General features: G+C 72.6%; 26 protein-coding genes. 9 read left to right on the forward strand and 17 right to left on the reverse strand.

The window, feature by feature from the left end; translation table 11 throughout:
• Nucleotide 1: 1 nt before the first annotated feature.
• Nucleotides 2-733 (reverse strand): hypothetical protein, encoded by a 732-nt coding sequence (locus AC07AW_RS24315; protein ID WP_478817550.1) that lies wholly within the window; start codon nucleotides 731-733, stop codon nucleotides 2-4.
• A complete protein-coding gene (locus tag AC07AW_RS24320) occupies nucleotides 734-1,498 on the reverse strand; it encodes a hypothetical protein (RefSeq protein ID WP_478817551.1) in 765 nt (254 codons plus the stop codon).
• A gap of 74 nt (nucleotides 1,499-1,572) precedes the next feature.
• Between AC07AW_RS24320 and AC07AW_RS24325 the strand changes: the two genes are divergently transcribed.
• Nucleotides 1,573-1,926: a DoxX family protein gene (locus tag AC07AW_RS24325; protein WP_478817552.1), complete on the forward strand. Its 354-nt coding sequence runs from the start codon at nucleotides 1,573-1,575 to the stop codon at nucleotides 1,924-1,926.
• Between the two features lie 67 nt (nucleotides 1,927-1,993).
• Here the strand turns inward: AC07AW_RS24325 and metG are convergent, their stop codons facing one another.
• Nucleotides 1,994-3,601 (reverse strand): methionine--tRNA ligase, encoded by a 1,608-nt coding sequence (gene metG, locus AC07AW_RS24330; protein WP_478817553.1) that lies wholly within the window; start codon nucleotides 3,599-3,601, stop codon nucleotides 1,994-1,996.
• 100 nt (nucleotides 3,602-3,701) lie between these two features.
• Between metG and AC07AW_RS24335 the strand changes: the two genes are divergently transcribed.
• Entirely contained in the window at nucleotides 3,702-4,529 is an 828-nt protein-coding gene (locus AC07AW_RS24335; protein ID WP_478817554.1) for a response regulator transcription factor, read from the forward strand.
• Entirely contained in the window at nucleotides 4,526-5,620 is a 1,095-nt protein-coding gene (locus tag AC07AW_RS24340) for an ATP-binding protein (RefSeq protein WP_478817555.1), read from the forward strand. Before AC07AW_RS24335 ends, AC07AW_RS24340 begins: the two co-directional genes overlap by 4 nt.
• Here AC07AW_RS24340 and AC07AW_RS24345 read toward each other — a convergent pair.
• Nucleotides 5,617-7,647 (reverse strand): VWA domain-containing protein, encoded by a 2,031-nt coding sequence (locus AC07AW_RS24345; protein ID WP_478817556.1) that lies wholly within the window; start codon nucleotides 7,645-7,647, stop codon nucleotides 5,617-5,619. The genes AC07AW_RS24340 and AC07AW_RS24345 overlap by 4 nt on opposite strands.
• A gap of 258 nt (nucleotides 7,648-7,905) precedes the next feature.
• Here AC07AW_RS24345 and AC07AW_RS24350 point away from each other — a divergent pair, with 258 nt between their 5' ends.
• Nucleotides 7,906-9,969, forward strand: coding sequence for a PhoX family protein (locus tag AC07AW_RS24350; RefSeq protein ID WP_478817557.1), 2,064 nt, complete (start codon nucleotides 7,906-7,908; stop codon nucleotides 9,967-9,969).
• Between the two features lie 12 nt (nucleotides 9,970-9,981).
• On the opposite strand, the gene AC07AW_RS24355 is transcribed toward AC07AW_RS24350, so the two are convergent.
• The 8 genes from AC07AW_RS24355 to AC07AW_RS24390 form a co-directional block, all read right to left on the reverse strand.
• Nucleotides 9,982-10,971 carry a hypothetical protein gene (locus AC07AW_RS24355; protein WP_478817558.1) on the reverse strand — a complete coding sequence of 330 codons (990 nt, stop codon included), beginning with the start codon at nucleotides 10,969-10,971 and terminating at the stop codon, nucleotides 9,982-9,984.
• A 61-nt stretch (nucleotides 10,972-11,032) separates the two neighbouring features.
• Nucleotides 11,033-12,508 carry an APC family permease gene (locus AC07AW_RS24360; RefSeq protein WP_478817559.1) on the reverse strand — a complete coding sequence of 492 codons (1,476 nt, stop codon included), beginning with the start codon at nucleotides 12,506-12,508 and terminating at the stop codon, nucleotides 11,033-11,035.
• A gap of 229 nt (nucleotides 12,509-12,737) precedes the next feature.
• Nucleotides 12,738-13,715 (reverse strand): hypothetical protein, encoded by a 978-nt coding sequence (locus AC07AW_RS24365; RefSeq protein ID WP_478817560.1) that lies wholly within the window; start codon nucleotides 13,713-13,715, stop codon nucleotides 12,738-12,740.
• Between the two features lie 173 nt (nucleotides 13,716-13,888).
• Complete coding sequence (locus AC07AW_RS24370; protein WP_478817561.1) at nucleotides 13,889-14,131, reverse strand: DUF2630 family protein; 243 nt, start codon at nucleotides 14,129-14,131, stop codon at nucleotides 13,889-13,891.
• Nucleotides 14,132-14,149: 18 nt separating this feature from the next.
• Nucleotides 14,150-15,136, reverse strand: coding sequence for an endonuclease/exonuclease/phosphatase family protein (locus AC07AW_RS24375; RefSeq protein ID WP_478817853.1), 987 nt, complete (start codon nucleotides 15,134-15,136; stop codon nucleotides 14,150-14,152).
• Complete coding sequence (locus AC07AW_RS24380) at nucleotides 15,133-15,564, reverse strand: hypothetical protein (RefSeq protein ID WP_478817562.1); 432 nt, start codon at nucleotides 15,562-15,564, stop codon at nucleotides 15,133-15,135. The genes AC07AW_RS24375 and AC07AW_RS24380 overlap by 4 nt, the downstream gene beginning before the upstream one ends.
• A 6-nt stretch (nucleotides 15,565-15,570) precedes the next feature.
• Nucleotides 15,571-16,011 carry a DUF7144 family membrane protein gene (locus tag AC07AW_RS24385; protein ID WP_478817563.1) on the reverse strand — a complete coding sequence of 147 codons (441 nt, stop codon included), beginning with the start codon at nucleotides 16,009-16,011 and terminating at the stop codon, nucleotides 15,571-15,573.
• 37 nt (nucleotides 16,012-16,048) lie between these two features.
• A complete protein-coding gene (locus tag AC07AW_RS24390) occupies nucleotides 16,049-16,822 on the reverse strand; it encodes an alpha/beta fold hydrolase (protein ID WP_478817564.1) in 774 nt (257 codons plus the stop codon).
• A 93-nt stretch (nucleotides 16,823-16,915) separates the two neighbouring features.
• Here AC07AW_RS24390 and AC07AW_RS24395 point away from each other — a divergent pair, with 93 nt between their 5' ends.
• Nucleotides 16,916-18,247 carry an aminotransferase-like domain-containing protein gene (locus AC07AW_RS24395; RefSeq protein ID WP_478817854.1) on the forward strand — a complete coding sequence of 444 codons (1,332 nt, stop codon included), beginning with the start codon at nucleotides 16,916-16,918 and terminating at the stop codon, nucleotides 18,245-18,247.
• 87 nt (nucleotides 18,248-18,334) lie between these two features.
• On the forward strand, nucleotides 18,335-18,739 hold the full coding sequence (locus AC07AW_RS24400) for a hypothetical protein (RefSeq protein ID WP_478817565.1): 405 nt from the start codon (nucleotides 18,335-18,337) through the stop codon (nucleotides 18,737-18,739).
• Nucleotides 18,740-18,790: 51 nt separating this feature from the next.
• Here the strand turns inward: AC07AW_RS24400 and AC07AW_RS24405 are convergent, their stop codons facing one another.
• Genes AC07AW_RS24405 through AC07AW_RS24420 form a run of 4 tightly spaced genes read right to left on the reverse strand, consistent with a single transcriptional unit; the run spans nucleotide 18,791 to nucleotide 21,363 of the window.
• Nucleotides 18,791-19,165 (reverse strand): VOC family protein, encoded by a 375-nt coding sequence (locus tag AC07AW_RS24405; RefSeq protein WP_478817566.1) that lies wholly within the window; start codon nucleotides 19,163-19,165, stop codon nucleotides 18,791-18,793.
• A gap of 2 nt (nucleotides 19,166-19,167) precedes the next feature.
• Nucleotides 19,168-19,605: a universal stress protein gene (locus AC07AW_RS24410; RefSeq protein ID WP_478817567.1), complete on the reverse strand. Its 438-nt coding sequence runs from the start codon at nucleotides 19,603-19,605 to the stop codon at nucleotides 19,168-19,170.
• A 50-nt stretch (nucleotides 19,606-19,655) separates the two neighbouring features.
• Nucleotides 19,656-20,279, reverse strand: a complete 624-nt coding sequence (locus AC07AW_RS24415) for an FMN reductase (protein ID WP_478817568.1) — start codon at nucleotides 20,277-20,279, stop codon at nucleotides 19,656-19,658.
• 4 nt (nucleotides 20,280-20,283) lie between these two features.
• A complete protein-coding gene (locus tag AC07AW_RS24420; RefSeq protein WP_478817569.1) occupies nucleotides 20,284-21,363 on the reverse strand; it encodes an LLM class flavin-dependent oxidoreductase in 1,080 nt (359 codons plus the stop codon).
• 131 nt (nucleotides 21,364-21,494) lie between these two features.
• Between AC07AW_RS24420 and AC07AW_RS24425 the strand changes: the two genes are divergently transcribed.
• Genes AC07AW_RS24425 through cobM form a run of 3 tightly spaced genes read left to right on the forward strand, consistent with a single transcriptional unit; the run spans nucleotide 21,495 to nucleotide 23,674 of the window.
• On the forward strand, nucleotides 21,495-21,635 hold the full coding sequence (locus tag AC07AW_RS24425) for a DUF6126 family protein (RefSeq protein WP_392158894.1): 141 nt from the start codon (nucleotides 21,495-21,497) through the stop codon (nucleotides 21,633-21,635).
• Between the two features lie 48 nt (nucleotides 21,636-21,683).
• Nucleotides 21,684-22,928, forward strand: a complete 1,245-nt coding sequence (gene cbiE, locus AC07AW_RS24430) for a precorrin-6y C5,15-methyltransferase (decarboxylating) subunit CbiE (protein WP_478817570.1) — start codon at nucleotides 21,684-21,686, stop codon at nucleotides 22,926-22,928.
• Nucleotides 22,925-23,674, forward strand: a complete 750-nt coding sequence (gene cobM / locus AC07AW_RS24435; protein WP_478817571.1) for a precorrin-4 C(11)-methyltransferase — start codon at nucleotides 22,925-22,927, stop codon at nucleotides 23,672-23,674. Before cbiE ends, cobM begins: the two co-directional genes overlap by 4 nt.
• Before the next feature lie 24 nt (nucleotides 23,675-23,698).
• Here the strand turns inward: cobM and AC07AW_RS24440 are convergent, their stop codons facing one another.
• Nucleotides 23,699-23,773, reverse strand: a complete 75-nt coding sequence (locus tag AC07AW_RS24440; protein WP_099895366.1) for a 50S ribosomal protein bL37 — start codon at nucleotides 23,771-23,773, stop codon at nucleotides 23,699-23,701.
• Nucleotides 23,774-23,896 lie beyond the last annotated feature (123 nt).

Raw genomic sequence — 23,896 nt, forward strand, 5'->3', positions numbered from 1 at the left:
GCTACGCGGGCGGGTGAGGCCGGAGGGTACGGATCGCCTCCCGCAGTTCGGTGTCCGTGAGGTCGCCGGGCTCCCTCAGCTGAGGGTCGGGCGTGTAGTCCTCCAGCGTCAGGAACACGCGGTCGAAGAGCTCGGCCAGGGCTCCGCCTGTCCGCTCGCCGTTCGCCCGCGCCGCCCTCCGCGTCTCCCGCCACCCGTCGGCGAAATCGGCCGCCGTACACGTTCCCCGGGTGAAGCCGTCCAGCAGCGACAGGAGTCGTGCCGTCGCGGTCCCCGGTACGACATCGGCCGCGCGGAACCACACCCTGTGGACGGGCGGGTAGGCGCGGGCGATCTCCTCGACGCGCGGCCACCGCCCCTTCACCGCCCGGGCATAGCGCCCGAACCGTGCCCGCGCCGCGTCGGCTCCCTCGCCCACGGCGGCGGCCAGGAACGCCCCGGTCCCGGCGACGAGCGCGTACCCCGGCTCGGGAAACAGCAGGGCCCCGTCCCCGTCGGGGGTGAGCAGGAGCGCCGGTGGAGCCATGCCGACGAGGTCGGCCTCCGTGGGCCGTAGGGCGACGGCCGGAGTGTCACGGGAGACGAGGTACAGGACCCGGTCTTCGCCCGACGCACGGCAGCCTGCCGCGATCCTGCGCGCGGCAGTGGCGTCCAGGCGCCCACTCGCCGGCACCGGGACCACGGACATCCCCCGCGACCAGTCCGCCGCGAACCCTCCGTCCGTCGTCGACACTCAGGCTCCTCGGTCTTCTTCGTCGAAGCGGTGCACGATGATCCACTGGTCGTACTCCTCGTCGGACACGGCGCACATGATCCGCCCGTCCACGGAAACGGCCAGGAATTCCCCGAGGCCGGCGCCTGCCAGGACGCGGGAGGGCAGGTCGACCCCGACGGGGTCCTTCACGCGGATCCAGAGCATCTCGTCCCTCCCCGGGCTCGGGGCAAGCATGCAGAACTCCCCGTCGTTGTTCATGAGTTGAGCGGACTTCGCCAGGGTGTCCCACTGGAGGTCCAGTTCTGCCGCGGCATCGGGGCGCGCATGGACGACCGAAACGGTCGGCCTCACCTCGTACCCCACGAAGGCGTGGAACGCCCGGAGGGGATCGGGCAGACCGGGTGACCTGTCGAAGTCCAGGACCTGCAGTCCGCTCGCTTCGAGCTTCCGGTACCAGTCGGGCATGGGGTGGGACACAAGGACGTCCCCTTCCCGAAGCCGGTCGAGCGGTCCGCCGGACAGGAGGACCGCGGCACTGTGCGGGGGGTCGATGAACTCCAGGGACCGCCTGTCCTTCTCGATGACGTCCAGCGTGAGCGCGACCTCGGGAGCCGCCGTGTCCTGGTCCCCCTCCAGGATGAAGACCTGCCCGACCCGGGCGATGCCCCTGAGACAGCGGACGACGCAGATTCCTCCGTCGGCGGCGTCGTCCGGTGCCACCACCTCGTGGATCTGGAGCCTGCTGAAGAGAGCTGGGGAAAGAAAATTCTCGGCGGCTGTCACACACTTCTCCTCGTCTCCGTCAGTGCAGTGTCCGGCTCGAACGAGGCGGACACGGGAAGGCCTAAGGAGCCGAGATGTTCGCCGAGATGTCCACCACCGCCATCGTCGTCACCGCCGTCGCCGCGTTCATGGCCGGGTTCTCCGGGGCGTCGATCTTCTTCAAGGCCAAGTTCACCGTCGAGCCCCTCGCCGAGTACGGGGTTCCGCAGGCCTGGTGGAACTGGCTCGGTGCCGCCAAGGCCGCCGGGGCCGTCGGACTCATCGTCGGGTTCTACATCCCGGTCATCGGGACGCTCGCCGCGATCGGACTCATCCTGTACTTCCTCGGTGCGGTGATCACCGTGGTGCGGGCCCGCGCGTACGCTCACGCTCCCTTCCCGGTCGTCTACATGGCGCCCGCCGTCGCCGCCCTCGCCCTGACCTGGTGACCCGTACGGAAAAGGCCGCCCTCCCGGATCGACACCGGGACGGCGGCCTTCTTCGTACGGGGACGCGTCAGTCCTTCTTCGGGTCCTCCAGGCGCGGGAACAGCACCGCGCCCTTCGTCACCGTCGCGCCCGCCGGGAGCTGTCCCCACATGGCGGAGGACTGGACCGGCTGCGCCGCCAGGGCGCCCAGGGACGGCTCGGCGCCCAGGGACTCCCAGAGGGCCTGCGAGGTCTCCGGCATGATCGGGTTGAGCAGGACGGCCACCGCGCGGAGCGACTCCGCCGCCGTGTAGAGGATCGTCGCCAGGCGGGCCCGGCCCTCCTCCGACTCGTCCTTGGCCACCTTCCACGGCTCCTGCTCCGTGATGTAGCCGTTGACCTGCTTCACGAAGTCGAAGATCGCCAGGATGCCGCCCTGGAAGTCCAGCTCCTCGCCGATCTTCGCGTCGGCCGTCGCGACGGCCTTCGCAAGGCCCTCGTGGATCGCCTTCTCCGCGTCGCCGTCGGCCGTCGACGCCGGCAGCTCGCCGCCGAAGTACTTGCCGACCATCGCCGCGACGCGGGACGCCAGGTTGCCGTAGTCGTTCGCCAGCTCGGACGTGTAGCGGGCGGTGAAGTCCTCCCACGAGAACGAACCGTCCTGGCCGAACGCGATCGCCCGCAGGAAGTACCAGCGGTACGCGTCCACGCCGAAGTGCGAGGTCAGGTCCTGCGGCTTGATGCCCGTCAGGTTCGACTTCGACATCTTCTCGCCGCCGACCATCAGCCAGCCGTTGGCCGCGACCCGGCCCGGGACCGGCAGGCCCTGCGCCATCAGCATCGCCGGCCAGATCACCGCGTGGAACCGCAGGATGTCCTTGCCGATGAGGTGCACGTTCGCCGGGAAGGTCTCTTCGAACTTCGCGGGGTTCTCGTTGTAGCCGACGGCCGTCGCGTAGTTCAGGAGCGCGTCGATCCACACGTAGATGACGTGCTTCTCGTCCCACGGGACCGGGATGCCCCAGTCGAAGGTCGAACGGGAGATCGAGAGGTCCTCAAGTCCCTGCTTGACGAAGTTCACGACCTCGTTGCGGGCCGACTCCGGCTGGATGAAGCCCGGGTTCGCCTCGTAGAACTCCAGGAGCTTCGGGCCGTACTCGCTCAGCTTGAAGAAGTAGTTCTCCTCCTTGAGGATCTCCACCGGCTTCTTGTGGACGGGGCACAGCTTGGTGCCGTCCTCCGCCTCGATGAGGTCGCCGGGGAGCTTGAACTCCTCACAGCCCACGCAGTACGGGCCTTCGTACCCGCCCTTGTAGATCTCGTCCTTGTCGTACAGGTCCTGCACGAACTCCTGCACGCGGTCGGTGTGACGCTTCTGCGTGGTGCGGATGAAGTCGTCGTTCGCGATGTTCAGGTGCTCCCAGAGGGGCTTCCACGCCTCCTCGACGAGCTTGTCGCACCAGGCCTGGGGCGTGACGTTGTTCGCCTCGGCCGTGCGCATGATCTTCTGACCGTGCTCGTCCGTGCCGGTGAGGTACCACACCTTCTCGCCGCGCTGACGGTGCCAGCGCGTGAGCACGTCGCCTGCGACGGTCGTGTAGGCGTGGCCCAGGTGAGGAGCGTCGTTGACGTAGTAAATGGGGGTCGTGACGTAGAACGCCTTCGCCCCCTGCTTCTCGGATCCAGTGGCCGCCATGGTCGAAATCCTAACGGTCTGACGAAGATCCACTCACATCCATAAAGCGGGGGTGGGGGTGGGGGCCGTCCTCGTGTCCCTCCTCGGGAGGATGGGCCCCATGCGTGTACTCGTAGCCGAGGACGAGCGAGACCTCGCCGCGCTCCTCGCCACCGGCCTGCGGCGGGCGGGCTTCGCCGTCGACACCGTCCACGCGGGCGACGACGCCCTGGAGCGGCTGGGGCTGTACGTGTACGGCGGCGGTGGCGTCGTGGGCGATGGCGGCGCTGTGGGCGATGGCGGTGCCCTGGGCGATTCGGTCGCGGCCGGCCCTGTAGCGCCCGGTCCGGTCGTGCCCGGTCCCGTTCCGTCCGGTCCGGTCGTGCCCGGTCCCGTTCCGTCCGATCCGGTCGCGGCCAGTCCCTACGACGTGCTCGTCCTCGATCGCGATCTGCCCCGCGTCCACGGGGACGACGTGGCCCGGCGGCTCCTCGCCGCCGGTTCCCCCACCCGGATCCTCATGCTCACCGCCTCCGCCGCCGTCGAGGACCGCGTCGAAGGCCTCGACCTCGGCGCCGACGACTACCTCGGCAAGCCCTTCGACTTCCCCGAGCTGGTCTCCCGCGTCCGCGCCCTCCGGCGGCGCTCCGCCCGGCCCGCCCTGCCGCCCCTCCTCGAACGCCACGGGCTCGTCATGGACACCGTCCGGCGGACCGCCGCCCGTGACGGACGGGACCTCGACCTCTCCCCCAAGGAGTTCTCCGTCCTCCAGATCCTCCTGGAGGCCGACGGCGCCGTCGTCTCCGCCGAGGAGCTCCTCGAACGCGCCTGGGACGCCCACGCCGACCCCTTCACCGGGGCCGTACGGGTCTGCATGAGCAAGCTGCGGGGGAAGCTCGGGGAGCCCGGCCTCGTCCGGACCGTGCAGGGCGTGGGGTACGTGGTGTGAGCGAGTCCTTCCTCGGCGCCGGGTCCACCATCCGTACCCGCATCGCGCTCGTCTACGGAGGTGTCTTCCTGGTCCTCGGCGCCGTCCTGCTGCTCGTGGTGAACCTGCTGGTCAGAGCCGGTACGGACGCCGACGCAGAGGCCATCGTCGCGCGGGCGGACGACGTCGCCGTCGTCGAGGCGTACCGGATCGGCGACGACGTCAGCCGGGCCGCCGGCGAGCAGATGCTCATGTGGTCCAGCCTGGCCCTGCTCGTCATCGCCTGTGGTGCGGTCGTGGTGGGGTGGTGGACCGCCGGGCGGGTCCTGCGGCCCGTCCACGAGATGACCGCGCGGGCCCGGCGGCTCTCCGGCCTCGACCAGAGGCTCGACGTGCGCGGGCCCGACGACGAGCTCAAGGAGCTCGGCGACACGATCGACGCGCTCCTCGGACGCCTGGAGACCGCCTTCGACAGCCAGCGCCGGTTCATCGCCAACGCCTCCCACGAGCTGCGGACCCCGCTCGCCACCCAGCGCGCCGCGATCCAGATCGGGCTCGACGACGACTGCGAGGTACGGCAGGTCCTCCTCGACGCCAACCGGCGCAGCGAGCGCCTCATCGACGGGCTGCTGCTCCTCGCGCGCAGCGAGCGGGGGCTCGCCGAACGGGAGGACGTGCGTTTCGGCGAGGTCGTCTCGGAGGAGTACGCGCACGCGTGCGTGGTGGGTGACGGTGGTGTCGTCCGGGGGAGCCGGGTGCTGCTCGCGCAGCTCGTACGGAACCTCGTCGCGAACGCGGAGGCGTACAACCTGCCGGGTGGCGGTGGCGAGGTGGCGGTACGGGTCGAGGAGCCCGGGGTCCTGACCGTCGTCAACACGGGGCCGGTCGTTCCGGAGGGCGATGTCGACGCGCTCTTCGAGCCCTTCCGGCGGGGGGAAGGGCGGGACCGGATGGGGCCCGGCGCGGGGCTCGGGCTGTCCATCGTGCGGTCGGTCGCCGTCGCGCACGGGGGTGCGGTGCGGGCCGTGGCGCGGGGCGAGGGGGAGGGGGGTGGGCTGGTGGTGACGGTGACCCTGCCGGTCACCGTCACCACCTCCTCTTCCTGTTCCTAGAACTCCAGGCCGGAGAGCAGACCCCGGTAGAACGCCGCGTGCGCCGTCTCGACGGGGGTCACGCCCGCGAAGTACGTGGCGGTACGGGGGGTGCCGTCGAGCTTCCGGAGGTAGTCGAAGGCCTTGTTGTCCTCCTCGCCCCAGGCCACGAACCGCCAGTGCAGCGGGCGGTCGGCGGCCTCGGCGAGCGCCTGCGTGGCGGCCGTCTTCGACTCCGGGGCGCCGTCCGTCTGGAACACGACGAGCGCCGGGCGGGCCGGGTCGTTCTTCTCGTGGTGCGCGAGGACCTCTTCGACGGCCCGGTGGTAGTTGGTACGGCCCAGGCGGCCGAGGGTGCCGTTGACCTCGTCGATGCGGGTGGGGGTGAGGTCGGCGGGGGTCAGGTCGACCGTGCCGTCGATGTCCGTCGAGAAGAACACGGTCGTGACGGTGGCGGCCTCGTCGAGGTGCGCGGCGAGCGCGGTGACCTGCTCGGCGAGGCGCTGCACGGAACCGTCCTTGAAGTACCCGCGCATCGACCCGGACCGGTCGACGACGAGGTACACGGCGGCCCGCGCCCCCGTGAGCCCCTGCTTCTTGAGCTGAGCCCCGGCGGCCTTGTACGCGTCGGCGAGATGCGGGGCGGCGGCCTTGACGGCGGCGAGGGGGAGAGCGGGGACGGCCTCGTCGGCCGGGACCTCGTCGGCCTGAGCCTCGTCGGCCTGAGCCTCCGGCTCGGCGGGGACGTCGGCCTCGGGCTCCGCGTCCGCGACGGCGACGGCGACGGCGACCGGCTCCGCCGGGGCGGCGACCTCGGCCTCCGGCTCGTCGGCGGCGTCCGCCTCGGGCTCGGCCGTCTCGTCGATCGCTGCGGCGGCGGGCGCCTCTTCCTGCTGCTCCGCAGCAGCTGCGGGCGCGTCGGCATCTGCGGCGGCAGCCGCCTCCGGCTCCGCCGGCGTGGCGGCCTCGGGCTCGGCCGCTTCGGCGGCAACCGTCTCCGGCTCCGCCGCGACGGCGACCTCGGCCTGCGGCTCGTCGGCGGCGTCAGCCTCCGGCTCCGCCGCCTCCTGCTCCTTCGGAGCGGCTTCGGACGCGTCCGCGTCCACTGCGACGGCCGTCTCCGGCTCCGCCGGCGTGGCGGCCTCGGGCTCGGCCGCTTCGGTGGCAACCGCCTCCAGCTCCGCCGCGACGGCGACCTCGGCCTCCGGCTCCTCCGCAGTCTCCGCCTCGGCTGTTTCGGCGGTGGGCTCCGCCGTCTCTTCCTGCTCCTGCGGAGTGGCATCGGACGCGTCCGCGTCCACGGCGGCAACCGTCTCCGGCTCCGCCGCGACGGCAACCTCGGCCTCCGGCTCCTCCGCAGCGGCCGCCTCCGGCTCCGCCGCGACGACTGCCTCCGGCTCCTCCGCAGCCTCCGCCTCCGGCTCGGTCGTTTCGGCGGCGGGCTCCGCCGCCTCCTCCTCCTGCGGAGCGGCTTCGGGCGCGTCCGCGTCCACCGCGACGGCCGCCTCCGGCTCAGCCGCGACGGCGCCCTCGGCCTGCGGCTCCTCATCGGCGTCAGCCTCCGCGGCGGCGGCGACGGCGACCTCGGCCTCCGCCTCCGGCTCCGCGGCGACGGCGACCTCGGCCTCCGCCTCCGCCGCGACGGCAACCTCCGCCTCGGCCTCCGCCGCGGCGGTCGGCTCCTCGGCGGTCGGCTCGGTGGCGGAAGCCGCGTCCGCCTCCGTCACCGCACCCGCGTCCTCCGGCTCGGGAGCCGTACCCGCACCCTCACCCGGCTCCCCCGCGGGAGCGTCATTGTCCGCCGTCCTCGCCTTCGGGATCTGCGGGTTGTCGAACGCCGCCGCCACCAGGTCGTCCGCCGCGCGGCGCGCCGCCGCTTCCGGGGTCGCCGGGGTGGCCGGGGCGTCCTCCGTGGTCGGGGACTCCGGGGCGGTGTCCGGAGCGGTCCTTGCCTCCGGGGTCTCACGCGTCTGGGGCGGGACGGAGGTTGCCGGGGATTCCTCGCGGTCCCGGCCGAACACCTTGCGCAGCATGCTCCGAATACCCATGGGCGAACCCTTTCGCATGAGTGGGGGTGCAGTGTGAATGTCCGTACTGGGCGTTTCGGGACGTTCATCCCTGGCCAGGGCGGACACGTAAGGTTAGCGGCCACCCCCTCCCCCTCCGGTGACCCGGTCGCCCTCGGATGCCGTGCATTCATTCGGCGTTCACTCTGCTGCCGTCCCTGTGCAGATCTACGCACATAGCGTCGCCGCCGAAGGAATCCGACACCATGTCGGCGCAGTGGTGCGCCGGAGGAGGACGAAGTGCGCAAACTGCTGCCGCTGCTGAGCACGAACCCCCACGGAGGCGGCCGTTCCGCTCTCACCTGCCGGTTCCGCTGTGGTGACGCCTGCTTCCACGAGGTGCCCAACACCAGCGACAACGAGTACGTCGGCGACGTCATAGCCGGCGCCCTCTCCCGCCGTTCCGCCCTCCGCGCCGCCGCCGTCGTGACCGTCGCCTCCGCCGTCGGCGGGGCCGTCACCCTCGGGAACGCCCCCGCGGCCGAGGCGAGCCCGCAGAGCCCGCAGAAGCCGCAGCCCACCGACGGCGCCCGCGGCCTGCGCTTCGCGCCCGTCGCGCCCAACACCGACGACCGGGTCACCGTCCCCGCCGGGTACGAGCAGAACGTGGTCATCCGCTGGGGCGAGCCCATCCTCCGCGGCGCGCCCGCCTTCGACTCCGAGAACCAGACCGCCGCCGCCCAGGCCGGCCAGTTCGGTTACAACAACGACTTCCTCTCCCTCCTGCCGCTGCGCCACGAGCCGCACCGCCAGGTCCTCGTCGCCAACCACGAGTACACCGACGAGGTGCTGATGTTCCGGGGGTACGACCCCGAGAACCCGACCCGCGAGCAGGTCGAGATCGCCTGGGCCGCGCACGGTCTCGGTGTCGTCGTGGTCCAGGAGGAGTACCGCACCGGCAAGCTGACGGCCGTCACCCGGCACCGGCTCAACCGGCGTCTGACCGCCACCAGCGAGTTCGAGCTCACCGGGCCCGTCGCCGGCGGCGCCCTCGTCAGGACCTCCGCCGACCCGGAGGGCCGTACCGTCCTCGGCACGCTCAACAACTGCTCCGGCGGCACCACCCCCTGGGGCACCACGCTCCACGGCGAGGAGAACTTCAACCAGTACTTCGCCAACGGCTCCTCCGCCACCGACAAGCGGTACGGCATCGGCACCGGCGCCTCCGAGCGCAAGTGGGAGCGGTTCGACAAGCGCTTCGACCTCAAGCAGGAGCCGAACGAGGCGCACCGCTTCGGCTGGGTCGTCGAGCTCGACCCGTACGACCCCGAGTCCACGCCCCGCAAGCGCACCGCCCTCGGCCGCTTCAAGCACGAGGCCGCGCAGCCCCGGCTCACCGAGGACGGCCGTCCGGTCGTCTACATGGGCGACGACGAGCGGTTCGACTACCTCTACAAGTTCGTCTCCTCGAAGCGGATGAAGAAGGGCAGCTCCCGCGCCGCCCACGAGCACAACCTCACCCTCCTCGACGAGGGCACCCTCTACGTCGCCAAGTTCACCGGCGACTCGCCCGCCGCGGAGATCGACGGCACCGGCAAGCTCCCGAACGACGGCGAGTTCGACGGCTCCGGCGTCTGGATCCCGCTCGCCACGGCCGGTCCCGACGGTGCCGTCTCGCACGTGCCCGGCATGACCGCCGAAGAGGTGTACGTCTTCTCCCGCCTCGCCGGTGACAAGGTCGGCGCCACCAAGATGGACCGGCCCGAGGACGTCGAGCCCTCGCCGCGCAGCGGCCGCGTCTACGTCGCGCTCACCAACAACTCCAAGCGCGGCACCACGGGCAACGCCCCCGCCGACGAGGCCAACCCGCGCAACGTCAACAAGCACGGCCACATCCTGGAGCTCTCCGAGCACTGGGACGACCCGTCCTCCGACGGTTTCGCGTGGCGGCTGTTCCTCGTCGCCGGTGACCCCACCGACCCGGCCACCTACTTCGCCGGCTTCCCCAAGGAGAAGGTCTCCCCGATCTCCTGCCCCGACAACGTCGCCTTCGACCCGCACGGCAACCTGTGGATCTCCACCGACGGCAACCAGCTCGGCTCGCACGACGGCCTGTTCGGCGTCGCCACGCGCGGCGAGCGGCGCGGTGAGCTCAAGCAGTTCCTGACCGTGCCGACCGGCGCCGAGACCTGCGGCCCGCTCGTCCAGGACCGCCGCGTCCTGGTCTCCGTGCAGCACCCGGGCGAGATCGACGGCGCCTCCGTCGAGAAGCCCGCCTCCGTCTGGCCCGACGGGCCCGGCAAGATCGTCCGCCCGGCCGTCGTCTCCGTGTGGCGTGCGGACGGGCGGGACATCGGCGTCTGAGACCTGAGCTGATCAGCTCACGTCGAGGCCGTCCCTGAAGCGGACGAACTGCTCCTCGGGATCCCCGGTGTACGCCCACGGCACCCATGCCGCGCGCGTCCCGAGCATCCCGAGGAGCTCTCGTGCGATCTCCACCTGCCCCGCGTAACAGGCCGCGTGTGCGAGGAAGTTGAGGTCGGCCACCTCTTCCGGTGCCACCGGTTGCTCCGGGTCCCGGCCGCCGATCCAGCGCGCGTGCGTGCGGCGCAGCTCCGTCACCGCCAGCTCGTGCTTCCAGTGCTGGTCGAAGCCGCGGACCGGGCCCCGGCCGAGCGCGCCGTCCGCGATGTACCGGTACTCCTCGACCCGGGCCACCTGGACCAGCACCGGCAGCGGGGAGCCGGGCGGTGCCACGCCCGCCGCGTCACGGGCGAAGTCGTACATGCTGCCGTGCGTGCCGTGCCACCGCGCCGACCAGTAGCGCAGCACCTGGATGTGACCCTCGGTGTTGTACGGGTCCCGGCGCCGCAACTCGTCGAACCAGTGCCGCAGTTCGCGGCGCGGCACCCCGCCCTCGTAGAGGCGTGCCACCGACAGCAGGGACACCCACGGCATCGGGTCGGCCGGTGCCGCCTCGGCCGCGCCCCGGCAGGCGTCGACGGCGGCGTCGATCCGGGCCCGTTCCATGGTGGCGCCCCGGCCGGCCGCGATGGCCGCGTCGAAGACCCGTACCACCTCGGTCGCCGCCCGCAGCACGGCCGCGTCGGGGTTGCCCGGTTCGGCGGCCCGCCAGGTCTCGACGGTGGAGCTGCCGGCCGCGGCGTGCGACAGGAGCCGCAGCCGGTGGGTGCGGCGCGCCCAGTCCGTACCGGTCGCGGCGAGCAGGTCCCGTACGCCCTGCCAGCGGCCGATGACGATGTCGTGGCGCGCCTCGGTCAGCGCCCGGTCCCCGAAGTCCGGGTCGAAGTCGGGCGTGAAGCGCTCCGGGCGCCCCCCGCGCGCGTTGCGGCGTCGTACGGCCATCGGGGGCCTCCTTCGGGTTCGGCTGCCGTAGGAAGAAGTCGCTGCGTACGTACAGGTGCGGTCAGAAGTCCGTCGCGTAGCTCTTGTCGCGGGGTCCGGTACGCGGGCGCGTGGCCGGGGCGGAGCCCTCCGCCGCCTCGAGGGCGCGGACGGCGTCCAGGCGGGCCGGGCGGTAGTAGTCGCTGCCCTTGCGCCAGTACACGAGCAGCGGGACCACGCCGAGGAGCAGGCCGCCGAGACCGATGACGAGGGCGGTCGTGGAGAGTTCGCCGAGCGACTCGACGAAGGACCACAGCATGAACGCCGAGCCGAGCAGCGGCCACAGGCCGCCGAGGAGCAGGTTCCGTACGGAGCGGAACAGGACCGCCTTGTACGCGACGACGGCGGCGATGCCCGCGAGGCCGTAGTAGAAGGCGATCTGGAGGCCGATCGCGGAGACGGCGTCGCTGAGGATGCGCTGGACGGAGCCGGCGGCCGCGGCCGCGCAGAACATCAGGAGGGCGGCGCCGCCGACGGTGGCGATCGCGACCCAGGGGGTGTTCCAGCGGCGGTGCACGAGGCCGAGGGAGGCCGGCAGGGTCCGGTCGCGGCCCATCGCGAAGAGCGAGCGGGTGACCTGGAGGAGGGTGGTCTCCAGGGTGGCGACGGTCGACAGGAGGACGGCGACGACGAGCAGTTTGCCGCCGACACCGGGCCAGATCTCCTGGCCGAGGACGGCGAGCACGTTGGGTCCCGCGGCGCGGATCTCCTCGGCGCTCAGCAGGACGTTGACGGCGACGGTGAAGGCCTCGAAGAGGAGGAAGACGAAGCCGACGCCGACGAGCGCGGCGAGTCCGGCGGTGCGGCGGCTGTTCCGGGTCTCCTCGCTGAGGTTACTGGTGACGTCCCAGCCCCAGTAGTAGAACGCGGCGATCAGCGCCCCGGCGGCGAAGGTGTCGGCCCCGTTGAAGTGGTCGAGGGCGAACCAGGACCAGTCGAAGGCGGTGGCCCGGCCCCGGTGCGCGACGGCGGCCAGGACGAAGACGACCAGGATCAGCATCTCGACGCCGGACATCACGAGTTGCGCCCGTACGGTGAGCCGGGCGCCGCCCAGGACGACGAGCAGCATCATCAGGAACCAGCCGGCGCCGACGGCCGCAGCGAGCGGCGTGTTCTCGGCGAGGTCCGGGTCGATCAGCGAGAGCGTGAGGGAGCCGGCGGGCAGCGAACCCGCCACCATGAACACGGTGGCGGCGAAGACGAGCGCCCAGCCGGAGAGGAAGCCGAGGAAGGGGTGGAGGGTGCGGCCCACCCAGGAGTAGCCGGCGCCGGCGTTGACATCGATGCGGCCGAGGCGGGCGTACGCGAGGACGATGCCGAGCATCGGTATCGCGCAGTACAGCAGGGCGGCGGGTCCGGCGAGGCCGACCGCGCCGAAGAGGACGGCGGCGGTCGCGGCCAGCGAATAGGCGGGGGCGCTGCCGGCGACCGCCATCACGATCGTGTCGAAGGTGCCGAGGACGTTGGGCTGGAGCCCTCTGTTCGTGGTGGTGCGCATGGCGGGTCCTCGGGGGCGCAGGGGCTGAGGCAGGGCGGTGGTGGCACGGGGGTCGGACGGTGGCAGAGCGAAGTGGCCGGTCCGCCGGGCCGGTTGCCGACGGCGGCGGGCGCGGATCACGGTGAATCGAGCGCATCGTAGTCGCCCGAGTGGCTTCCGGTAACGGCGGTGGGGAGGGTTCCGTTCCGTGACCGCCGGTAAGTTCTCCCGTACGCCCCCGGAGGAAGGTTTATCGCAGGTCGGGACCGGCGATGGCGCGTGCCGCGCTGACCTCCTGGCGGAGGGGTGCGAGGACTCCGTTCTCGTCGCCGGGGAGCTCCGTGCGGACCTCCACGAGGGTGTCGGTGCCGCGCAGTCCGTCCGCGAGCTCCCGCAACTCCCGCTCCACGTCGGCGACCTCCGCCGGGTCGGGTGCGGGGGCGCCGTGGTTGACCCGGATCCGGGCGGCGGTCGTCGCGTCCACGATCCGCTCCACGGCCACGACGAGCGGCCACCAGGCGGCGGCGCGGGTGCCGGTGGGAGGCGGCTCGGTCAGGGCCCGCTGGAACTCGGAGCGGACGGTGGACAGATCGCGGTAGAGCTTCCGCCGGGCCCGCAGCCGGCCGCCCTGGTCCGTGTCGCCGCCGAAGGCCCGCGCCACATAGGCGGCGGTGTCGGCGACGGCCTCCCGCTCGGGCGCGGCGCGGCGCATGGGCCAGCCGAGGAGGGTGAGGGCGAGGACCTCGACCCCGCCGAGGGCGAGGAGGAGCGGCGCCTTCCACCAGGGGTCGGGCATGGGGAGTCCGGCGCCGACGACGGCGTTGAGGAGCAGGAGGAGGCCGGAGACGGAGGCGACGGCGCCGATCGAGGAGATCATCCCGGAGAGCAGGGCGACGAGGGTGAGGACGGCGACGGCGACCCATCCCTCCCCGAAGACGAGGGTCCCGAGGGTCACCCCGAGGGCGCCGAACAGCTGCGGCACGGCGATGTTGAAGACCCGCATGCGGTAGGCGTCCGCGGTGTCGCCGATGACACCGGAGAGGGCGCCCATGGAGACGAGCGCGCCGTACGCGGCCTGGTCCGTCGCCAGGCCGACGGCGAGCGGCGCGGAGAGGGCGATCGAGGCGCGGGCGACGGCGGCCCAGGGGATGGGGGTGGGCGCCGGCCTCAGACCTGCGGTCAGCCAGGGGGGTGGGGTGATCCGGACGGGGCCTGCGGGACGAGCCATGCGACCAACGTACGACGTGGGCGGCGCGCCGCCGCCCCGTTGTGGCCAATCGTTCCGCTGGGGCGGCGCCCACCCGCCCCCGTTGTGGACCTGCGTCCCGCCCCAGCGGGACGATTGCCCACACGGCGGGTGGGCTGGGGCTGCGGGGCGATTGCCCGCGCGCGGCCCGCGCGCTAGTTGCGGTAGGACTCGACCTCCGTGGCCGGGCGGAGGGTTGCCTCGTCCGGGTCCTCGCCGAATTCAACCTTCGCGCGCCGCTGCCGCAGCAGGTCCCAGCACTGGTCGAGCCGTACCTCGAGGTCGGCGAGGCGGGCGCGTTCCTCGGGGGCGAGGCCGCCGGTGCCCGCGCGCTCCCGAAGGGCGCGTTCCTCCTCGACGAGGGCGCCGATGTCGTCCAGGATCTCCTCGTTTTCCATGCCTTCCAGCGTGGCGGATCAGCGCCCGCCGCGCAGGTCGAGATCGGCGAGGACCGCCCGGTGGTCGGAGCCGGCGAGGGTGGGGAAGCGGATGCCGGAGACGCTGAAGTCGTCGCTGACCAGGACGTGGTCGATCTGGACGTACGGCGGGACGGGGCCTTCCGTGGGCCACGTGGGGGTGCGGCTCGTGTGCGCCTGCCGGGCGGCGTCCTGGAGGTGGCCGTGGTCGAGGATCGCGCGGAAGGCGGCGTGGTCCTGGGAGGCGTTGAAGTCTCCGGCGGCCAGGAACGGCCGGTCGTACGGTCGTCCCGCGGCCGCGTCCTCGATCCGGCCCAGTTCCCGTTTCCACCGGCGTACCTGGCCGGGCAGCGGCGGCAGGGGGTGGGCGAGTTGGAGGCGTACGGGCAGTCCGGCGATGTCGGCGGTGGCGCCCGGCATGCCCATGGCCGCGGGGATCACCCCCTCGTCGCGCAGCGGATAGGCGCTGAGCAGCACGGATCCGGCGGATCCTGCGGCTTCGACGGCGGTCCGGTGGGGGAGTTCGGTGGGGAAGGCGGCGGCCAGGGCCCGCCCGCACGCGCGGTCGCATTCGGAGACGAACACCAGCCGGGGGCGTTCGCGTCGGATCGTGCCGATGAGCGCCTCGGTCGCCTGGCCGAACTCGACGTTGGCGGCGAGGACGCGGACCTTCGCGAGGGGCCGGCCGTAGGCGGTGACGGCCTGCGGCAGGTGGGGCAGGGCGCTCCAGGCGGTGGTGGCGAGGACGACCACGGCCAGGAGGGACAGGGTGCGGCGGCGGGCGAACGCGGCGAGCAGGAGGCCGAGGCCGGCGGGGACCGTGAGCCAGGGGAGGAAGGACAGCAGCTGCGGGACGGGGGTGACGGCGTCCGTGTCGAGCACCCGGCAGCCCGTGACCAGCGCGGGCACGGCCAGGAGCAGCCCCGCGGCCCAGGCGGCGAGGCGGCGCCTGGGCCGGAGGGGCTGCGGTTCGTCCACGCGCCTCAGTGTCGCAGCGCCTGCGCGATCTCCGCCTTCGTCTCGCCGGTGAGGGTCCGGTTGCTGCGCGCCGTGCCGGTCTTGGACTTGCCGGCTTCGACGCCGTCGATGTTCAGGACGACGGCGTCGAGCAGATTGCCGCCCTCGTCACGGAAGTTGACCATGATCGTGTAGTCGGCCGTCTTGTCCTTGGGGTTGGTCGCGGTGATCTCCGCGACCGTGCGGTCCCCGTCGGTGCTCGTCGGCCCGGCCTTGACGTCGCCGCCGGCGTCCACCCCGTCCTTGACCTCGTTCATCTTCTCCTGGGCGGCCGAGGCGACGGCCGCGGTGGCGGAGGAGACGATCTCGCTGGCCTTGTCCGAGGCGGCGTCGCAGCCGGTGAGGGTGAGGAGGGTGGTGGTGACCAGGGCGAGCACGGTTCCCGCGGTGCGTCGCATGGGCGGTCAGTACCTCTCGCCGGGGCCGTAGGCGTCGTCCGTGGCCAGCGCCCAGATCACGAAGATCGAGATGGCCATGGAGAAGAGCGCCCACCAGGGCTGGTAGGGCAGGAAGAGGAACTGGAAGAGGACGTTGAGGGAGGCCAGGCAGATACCGGCGACCCGGCCCCACTCGGCGCCCTTGAGGATGCCGAAGCCGGCGATGGCGACGATGACGCCGAGGATCAGGTGGATCCAGCCCCAGGTGGTGAGGTTGAACTTGAAGACGTAGTCGCCGACGCGGGTGTAGATGTCGTCCTCGGCGATGCCGGCGATGCCCTGGAAGACGTCCATGAAGCCGGTGACCAGCATGAGGACGCCGGCGAAGAGGGTGCCGCCGGCGGCCCAGGCGCCGGAGGTGCTGCTCGGCTTGGTGTCCGACGGGCGGGGTGCGGTGTTCTGGCTCATGGCCCCATCGTGGGAGCGTTCGTACGATTCCGAACTTTCAACTGGGCCGAACGAGTGAGCGGAGGAAGGCGTCGAGGGCCGCGTCGAACTCCTCGGGCCGCTCCAGATTGGGCAGGTGGGCGGCCCGTTCGATCACGGTGAGCGTGGAGTGGGGGAGCAGGGCGTGCATCTCCTCGGCGTCCGCCACCGGGGTGTACGTGTCGTCCCGGCCGACGACGACGAGCGCGGGGACCGCGACCGTGGTGAGCGTCTCGCGGTAGTCGGGGCGCTCGGCCCGGCCGCGCAGGGCGGCGGCCGCGGCGGCCGGGTCGGTGGTGCGCATCATGCGGTGGACGTGCGGCGCGGCGTGCGTGTTGTACGGGGCGACCATCCGGTCCAGTACCTCGTCGGCGTATCCGCGCATGCCCTCCCGCAGGAGCCGGTCGGCCATGGCGTTGCGGGCCTTCTTGCCGTCCTCGGTCTCGGCGGCGGGGAAGGTGTCGGCGAGGACGAGGCCCCGGACCCGCTCGGGGTGGCGGCGGACGAGCTCCATGGCGATCTGGCCGCCCATGGAGAGGCCGGCGAGGACGCACTCCTCGATGCGGAGTTCGTCGAGGAGGGCGACGAGGTCCTCGGCGAAGTCGCCGAGCGCGGTGGCACCGGTCGTCGGGCCGAGCGGCGTGGCGCCGTAACCCCGCAGGTCGGGGGCGATGACGCGGTGGGTGCGGGAGAAGCGGTCGATCTGCGGCTGCCACATGGTGTGGTCGAAGGGGTGGCCGTGGACGAGGAGGAGAGCGGGGCCGGTGCCCCGGTCCTCGTAGAAGGTGGGCATGACGGCAGGCTAGGCAGCCCCAACTGCTCGGTGCAATAAGATCTTTGCTCTCGGTGCAATGAGGGTGCAAGGAGTGGGGCGGGGGTGGGGCTCGTGGAGGAGTACCGGAGGATCGCCGACCGGGTCGAGGCGGCCGTACGGGACGGGCGGCTGCGCCCCGGCGACCGGCTGCCGCCGCAGCGGGTCTTCGCCCGCCGCCACGGGATCGCGAACTCGACGGCGATCCGCGTGTACGGGGAGCTGGCCCGCCGCGGCCTGGTCGTCGGCGAGGTCGGGCGCGGCACCTTCGTCCGGGCCGCGCCCCCACTGCCCGGGCCCGCGCTCGCCGAGGCGACCGGCGCCGCGCCCGTCGACCTCCAGCTCAACTACCCGGCGGCCGAAGGCCAGTCGGAGCTGATGGCCCGTGCGCTCGCGGCGCTCGCCCGGCCCGACGTGCTCGCCGAGGCCGTGTCCCGGCCGGCCGCCGCGAGCGGGACGGCCGAGGCCCGGGAGGCGGCGGTGGCCGTGCTCGCCCGGCCCGGCTGGGCCCCGGACCCCGACGGCGTCCTCTTCGCCGGGAACGGCCGCCAGGCCATCGCCGCCGCGCTCTCCGCCCTCGTACCGCCCGGCGGCCGCCTCGGCGTCGAAGCACTCACGTACCCCCTGGTCAAAGCGGTCGCGGAACGCCTCGGGATCCGGCTGGTACCGCTCGCCCTGGACGGGGAAGGGGTGCGGCCGGAAGCCCTGGAGGCCGCCCACCGTGCCGCTCCGCTCTCCGCGGTCTACCTTCAGCCCACCCTCCACAACCCGCTCTCCACGACCACCGGGGAAGGGCGGCGGGCCGCACTCGCCGAGCTGCTCCGTCGCCTGGACCTGACGGCCGTCGAGGACACCACCTGGTCCTTCCTCCTCCCCTGCGCGCCCGCGCCGCTCGCCGCCCACGCCCCCGAGCGGGTCCTCCTCGTCGACAGCCTCTCCAAGCGGCTCGCCCCCGGACTGACCGTCGGCTACCTCGTGGTGCCGTCGCGACTCCGTACGGCCGTCGCCGACGCCCTCCGCTCCGGCGCCTGGACGGCCGGCGGGCTCGCGCTCGCCGCCGCCACGCGCTGGACCGGGGACGGGACGGTCGCCGAGGCGGTGGCGCTCAAGCGGGCGGACACGGAGGCCCGGCACGCCCTGCTCCGGCGCCGCCTCGCCGGACACGCGCTCCGGACCTCCCCGCACGCCTACTACTGCTGGTGGGAGCTGCCCGCGCCCTGGCGCGCGGAGACCTTCACGGCCGCGGCCGCCGCACGCGCGGGCGTGGCCGTCACCCCCGGCAGCGCCTTCGCGGTCGGCCGGGCCGCCGCGCCCGACGCCGTCCGGCTCGGCCTCGCGTCGCCGCCGGTCGCGGTCCTGGACGAGGCCCTGGCCCGGCTGGCCGCGGTGGCCGCCTCAGGCCCGTGATCCACTTGCGGGGTACGGGGCGCGGGTGTGCTCTGGAGGGTGCGGGAACCCGGAACCAGGGGGGTCGGACACGAAGGAGCTCCTGCCATGGCCGCACACGCAGCGGTGCCCGTCCGGCGCTCATTCAGCATGCACGGCTGGGCCCTCCCGGCGACGACCGGCATCCTGTACGGCCTGTACGCGCCGGTCATCGTCCGAGACGGAGGCGCGCTCAGCTGGGGACAGTTCTGGCTGGGCCTCATCTCCGCCGTCGTCGTCGCCGTCGGGATGTACGCCCTCCAGCGCTACGGCCACGTCCTGCCCCGTGAACTGCGGGGCGCCGTCTGGGGTGCCTACGCGGGCATCGCGATCGGCTTCCTGTTCAGCCTCTCGGGCGCGAGCATCTACTCGTCGGTGCTGCTGGGGCTGATCGTGGGGGCGATCGCGGGCGGCTCGGCGTTCTACCTCTTCTACACGCACGAGGACGCAACGGGCCACCCGGCCCCGTACTGACGCTGACGCCGTCGTATCGGTCGGGGCCCCGAGCGGGGCCCCGACCTTTGCCTACGCCGCCCCCCGGGGCGTCGTCTGCTGCACGGACCACCGGTTGCCGTCCGGGTCCTCGAAGTAGACGAAGGAGCCCCACGGCTGGTCGGAGATGTCGCTGACCGCGATCCCCCGGGCCGTCAGGTCCGCGTGGGCCTCCTCGATGTCGGTGACGACGACCTGCATGTTGTCCAGCGAGCCGGGGGCCATCGCGGTGATGCCCTTGCCGAGGGCGATCGAGCAGGCGGAGCCGGGCGGGGTGAGCTGGACGAAGCGGATGTCCTCGCTGACCGTGACGTCGTGGTCGGCGTGGAAGCCGACCTGTTCGTAGAAGGCCTTGGCCCGGTCGATGTCGGTGACGGGGACGCCGATGAGTTCGAGTCTGATGTCCATGGTCAGGACCGCACCTCGCCCCGTACGACCACGACCGGGCACGGCGCGTGCTGGGTGACGTGGGAGGAGACCGAGCCGAGGACGGCCGCCTTGAACCCGCTGTAGCCGCGGTCGCCGACGACGAGGAGGCTCGCGCCGGAGGCCGCGTCGATGAGGGCCTGGGTGGCGTTGGCGCCGACCACCGTACGGGTGACGGTGGCGGCCTCCTCGGGGGTGAGGGTGGCGTCCACCGCCTGGTCGAGGATCTGCTTGGAGAGCTCCTCGGGGTCGTACTGGAGCGGGACGCCCGGCATCACCGACGCCCAGACCGCCGGGTAGTCCCAGCTGATCACCGCCTGGAGCGGGTCCCCGGTGAGGGCGGCCTGTGCGGCCGCCCACTGCAGCGCCTTCAGGGAAGGCTCCGATCCGTCCACGCCCACCACGATCCTGCCGCCGGCCATCGCCGACCTCCGTTTCGTCGCTGCCAGTGGACCTAACGTAACAAAACCGGTCAGTCCAGGCGCAGATCCGCCAGCTGCTTCTCGAACGGGACGATCTCCTCGTCGTCGGTCCGCCGGGCCGGACGGGCGGCCACCGTGTCCGCGAACTCGTTGCCCGCCCGGGTGATCCGCGCCGGCAGCCCCTCGGTGTACTCGTCGCCGCCCGAGCCCCAGTCCTCCGAGGCCGCGTAGACGGCGGTGGGGGAGACGGAGGCGCGGAGGTAGGCGAAGAGGGGCCGCAGGGCGTGGTCCAGGACCAGGGAGTGGCGGGCCGTGCCGCCGGTCGCGCCGATGAGGACCGGGGTGCCGCTCAGCGCGGTCGGGTCGATCAGGTCGAAGAAGGACTTGAACAGACCGCTGTAGGAGGCCGTGAAGACCGGGGTCACCGCGATGACGCCGTCCGCGGACGTGACCGTGTCGATCGCCTCCTGGAGCGCGGCCGACGGGAAGCCCGTCACGAAGTTCTTCGCGATGTCGACGGCCAGGTCGCGCAGTTCGACGACCTGGACGTCGACGGCGTACTCCTGCTCGGCCAGCCGGTACCGGGCCGCCTGGAGCAGCCGGTCGGCGAGCAGCCGGGTGGAGGACGGGGAGCTGAGTCCGGCCGACACGGCGACCAGCTTCAACGTCTGCATGGCGTCAGACCTCCTTGGACGCGAGGACGGCGGGGTGGAGCGGGGCGGTCTCCGGTACGCCGGCGGGCCGCAGGTTCGCGAACTCCTTGCGCAGCACCGGGACGACCTCCTCGCCGAGGATGTCGAGCTGCTCCAGGACCGTCTTGAGGGGCAGTCCGGCGTGGTCGACGAGGAACAGCTGGCGCTGGTAGTCGCCGACGTACTCGCGGAAGGACAGGGTGCGTTCGATGACCTCCTGCGGGGAGCCGACGGTCAGCGGGGTCTCGCGGCTGAACTCCTCCAGGCTCGGACCGTGGCCGTAGACCGGAGCGTTGTCGAAGTACGGGCGGAACTCCCGTACCGCGTCCTGCGAGTTCTTCCGCAGGAAGACCTGGCCGCCGAGGCCGACGATCGCCTGCTCCTCCGTCCCGTGGCCGTAGTGGGCGTACCGCTGCCGGTAGAGGCGGACCATCTTCTCGGTGTGCTGCTTGGGCCAGAAGATGTGGTTCGCGAAGAAGCCGTCGCCGTAGTAGGCGGCCTGTTCGGCGATCTCGGGGGAGCGGATGGAGCCGTGCCAGACGAACGGCGGGACGCCGTCGAGGGGGCGCGGGGTGGAGGTGAAGCCCTGGAGGGCGCTGCGGAACTTGCCCTCCCAGTCGACGACGTCCTCCCTCCACAGCTTGTGGAGGAGCGCGTAGTTCTCGATGGCGAGCGGGATGCCCTGGCGGATGTCCTGGCCGAACCACGGGTAGACCGGGCCGGTGTTGCCGCGGCCCATCATCAGGTCCACGCGGCCGTCGGCGAGGTGCTGGAGGGTCGCGTAGTCCTCGGCGATCTTCACCGGGTCGTTGGTGGTGATGAGGGTGGTCGAGGTGGAGAGGATCAGGTTCTCCGTGCGGGCGGCTATGTGCCCCAGGAGGGTCGTCGGGGAGGACGGGACGAACGGCGGGTTGTGGTGCTCGCCGGTCGCGAAGACGTCGAGCCCGACCTCCTCGGCCTTGAGCGCGATCGCGACGGTGTTCTTGATGCGCTCGTGCTCGCTGGGGGTACGGCCGGTGGTGGGGTCGGTCGTCACGTCGCCGACGGTGAAGATCCCGAACTGCATCGTGCTCACCTCTCGCGGTGTCTGCCTCGCGGCCTATTGGTTGAACCTTAAACCATCGCGTTCAACGGTGCGACCCCCTCCGCTATTCCGGCCGCGTCCGAGCACCCCGCGACGCCCGTACCCTGGACCCCATGACCGAGAAGGCGCACGACAACGAACGCTGGAAAGAGCGGGGCGTGATGCTCCGCGTCTTCGTGTACGTCTTCGCCACGCACGCCTTCGCCGGCTTCGTCTGGCTGCTCTTCTACGTCGGGCAGAACGCCCAGAAGTGAGGGCCGCCACGTGCCGCCCACCTGCGCCCCTCACGTAGAGTCCCCGACGTGAACGCTGCGATATCGGTGGTGTCGGTCGTCGGAATCGGCGCGGACGGCTGGGACGGGCTCCCCGAGAGCTCCCGCCGCGTCCTGCGCGCCGCCGAGGTCCTCATCGGCGCCCCCCGCCAGCTGGGCCTCCTCTCCGCCGCCGACTGCCCCGGCGAGCGGATCACCTGGCCCTCCCCCCTCCGCCCCGCCGTCCCCGGACTGCTCGCCGCCCACGAGGGCCGCGCGATCGCCGTCCTCGCCAGCGGAGACCCCAGCTTCCACGGCATCGCCCGCACCCTCGCGGAGACCGCCGGCGCCGACGGCCGCGTCACCCTCGACGTGCACCCGCACCCGTCGTCCGTCTCGTACGCCTGCGCCCGCCTCGGCTGGCCGCTGGAGGCCACCGAGACGGTCTCGCTCGTCGCCCGCCCCCTCGCCACGCTCTCCGCCGCCCTCCACGACGGCCGCCGCCTCCTCGTCCTCAGCGAAGGTGCCGACACGGCCGCCCGCGTCGCGGAGCTGCTGCGGACGACCGGCTGGGGCGGCACCCGGATCCGCGTCCTCGAACAGCTCGGCGGCCCCGCCGAGCGGCTCCTCGACGGAACCGCCGCCGACTGGCCCCACGAGCGGACCGACGCCCTCAACGTCCTCGCCCTCGACTGCGTACGCGACCCGGACACCCTCCGGCTCGGCGCCGTGCCCGGACTCCCGGACGAGGCGTACGAGCACGACGGCCAGCTCACCAAGCGGTACGTGCGTGCCGCCACCCTCGCCGCCCTCGCCCCCGCCCCCGGCGAACTCCTCTGGGACGTCGGCGGCGGCTCCGGCTCCATCGGCGTCGAATGGATGCGGACGCACCGCTCCTGTCGGGCGATCGCCGTCGAGAGGTCCCCGGAGCGGGCCGCCCGCATCGCCCGCAACGCCGACACGCTGGGCGTCCCGGGCCTGAAGGTCGTCACGGCCGCCGCACCGGCGGGCCTGGCCGGCCTGGAGACCCCCGACGCGATCTTCATCGGCGGCGGCCTCACCGCCCCCGGCCTGCTCGACACCTGCTGGGACGCCCTGCCGCCCGGCGGCCGGCTCGTCGCGAACACCGTGACGCTGGAATCCGAGGCGCTGCTGGCTCAGTGGTACGGCGCCCACGGCGGCGAACTGATCCGGCTCGCCGTCTCCACCGCCGTGCCCGTGGGCGGCTTCACCGGCTGGCGCCAGGCCATGCCCGTCACGCAGTGGTCCGTAACGAAGGGTTCTTCCGACTCATGACCGTCTACTTCATCGGCGCGGGCCCCGGCGCGGCCGACCTCATCACCCTGCGCGGCGCGCGGACCCTCGCGGCGTGCGGGGTCTGCCTGTACGCGGGCTCGCTCGTCCCCACGGAGCTCCTCGCGGAGTGCCCGCCGGACGCGAAGCTCGTCGACACGGCGAAGATGCACCTGGACGAGATCGTCGCGGAGATCATTGCCGCCCACGAGGCCGGCCAGGACGTGGCCCGGCTGCACTCCGGCGACCCCTCGGTCTTCAGCGCGGTCGCCGAGCAGATGCGCCGCCTGGACACGGCCGGCATCCCGTACGAGGTCGTGCCGGGCGTCCCGGCGTTCGCGGCGGCCGCGGCGGCGCTGAAGCGGGAACTGACGGTCCCGACCGTCGGCCAGACGGTCATCCTCACCCGCATCGCCCAGCAGGCCACCCCGATGCCGGAGGGCGAGGACCTCGCGACCCTCGGCCGCAGCGGCGCCCTGCTCGTGCTCCACCTGGGCGCCCGCTACGTCGACCGGATCGTCTCCGAGCTGGTCCCCCACTACGGCGCCGACTGCCCGGTCGCCGTCGTCGCGATGGCCAGCCGGCCGGACGAGGTGATCCTGCGCGGCACCCTCGACGACATCGCGGAGCAGGTGAGGACGGCGGGCATCACGAAGACGGCGGTGATCATCGTCGGCCGCACGCTCGCGGCCTCGGAGTTCCGCGACAGCCACCTGTACGACCCGGCGAGGGACCGCCACACCTGCTGACGGTCCCGACCCCGGCCCGACGCCTCAGGCGTTGGGCCGCTTGCCGTGGTTCGCCTTCTTCTTCTTACGGGCCCGCTTCTTGTTTCCGCGCTTCGCCATGGGACGTACTCCCTCTCGCTCGGGGAACGGGGAACTCTGCCGTGGCCAGCCTAGGTTCGGGTGCGGGAGGTCGCATCCGGATCGGGTCTGTGGAGAAACGGTACGGCGGTGGGTACGGGGAGT

It is taken from the genome of Streptomyces sp. NPDC044003 (assembly GCF_056435185.1).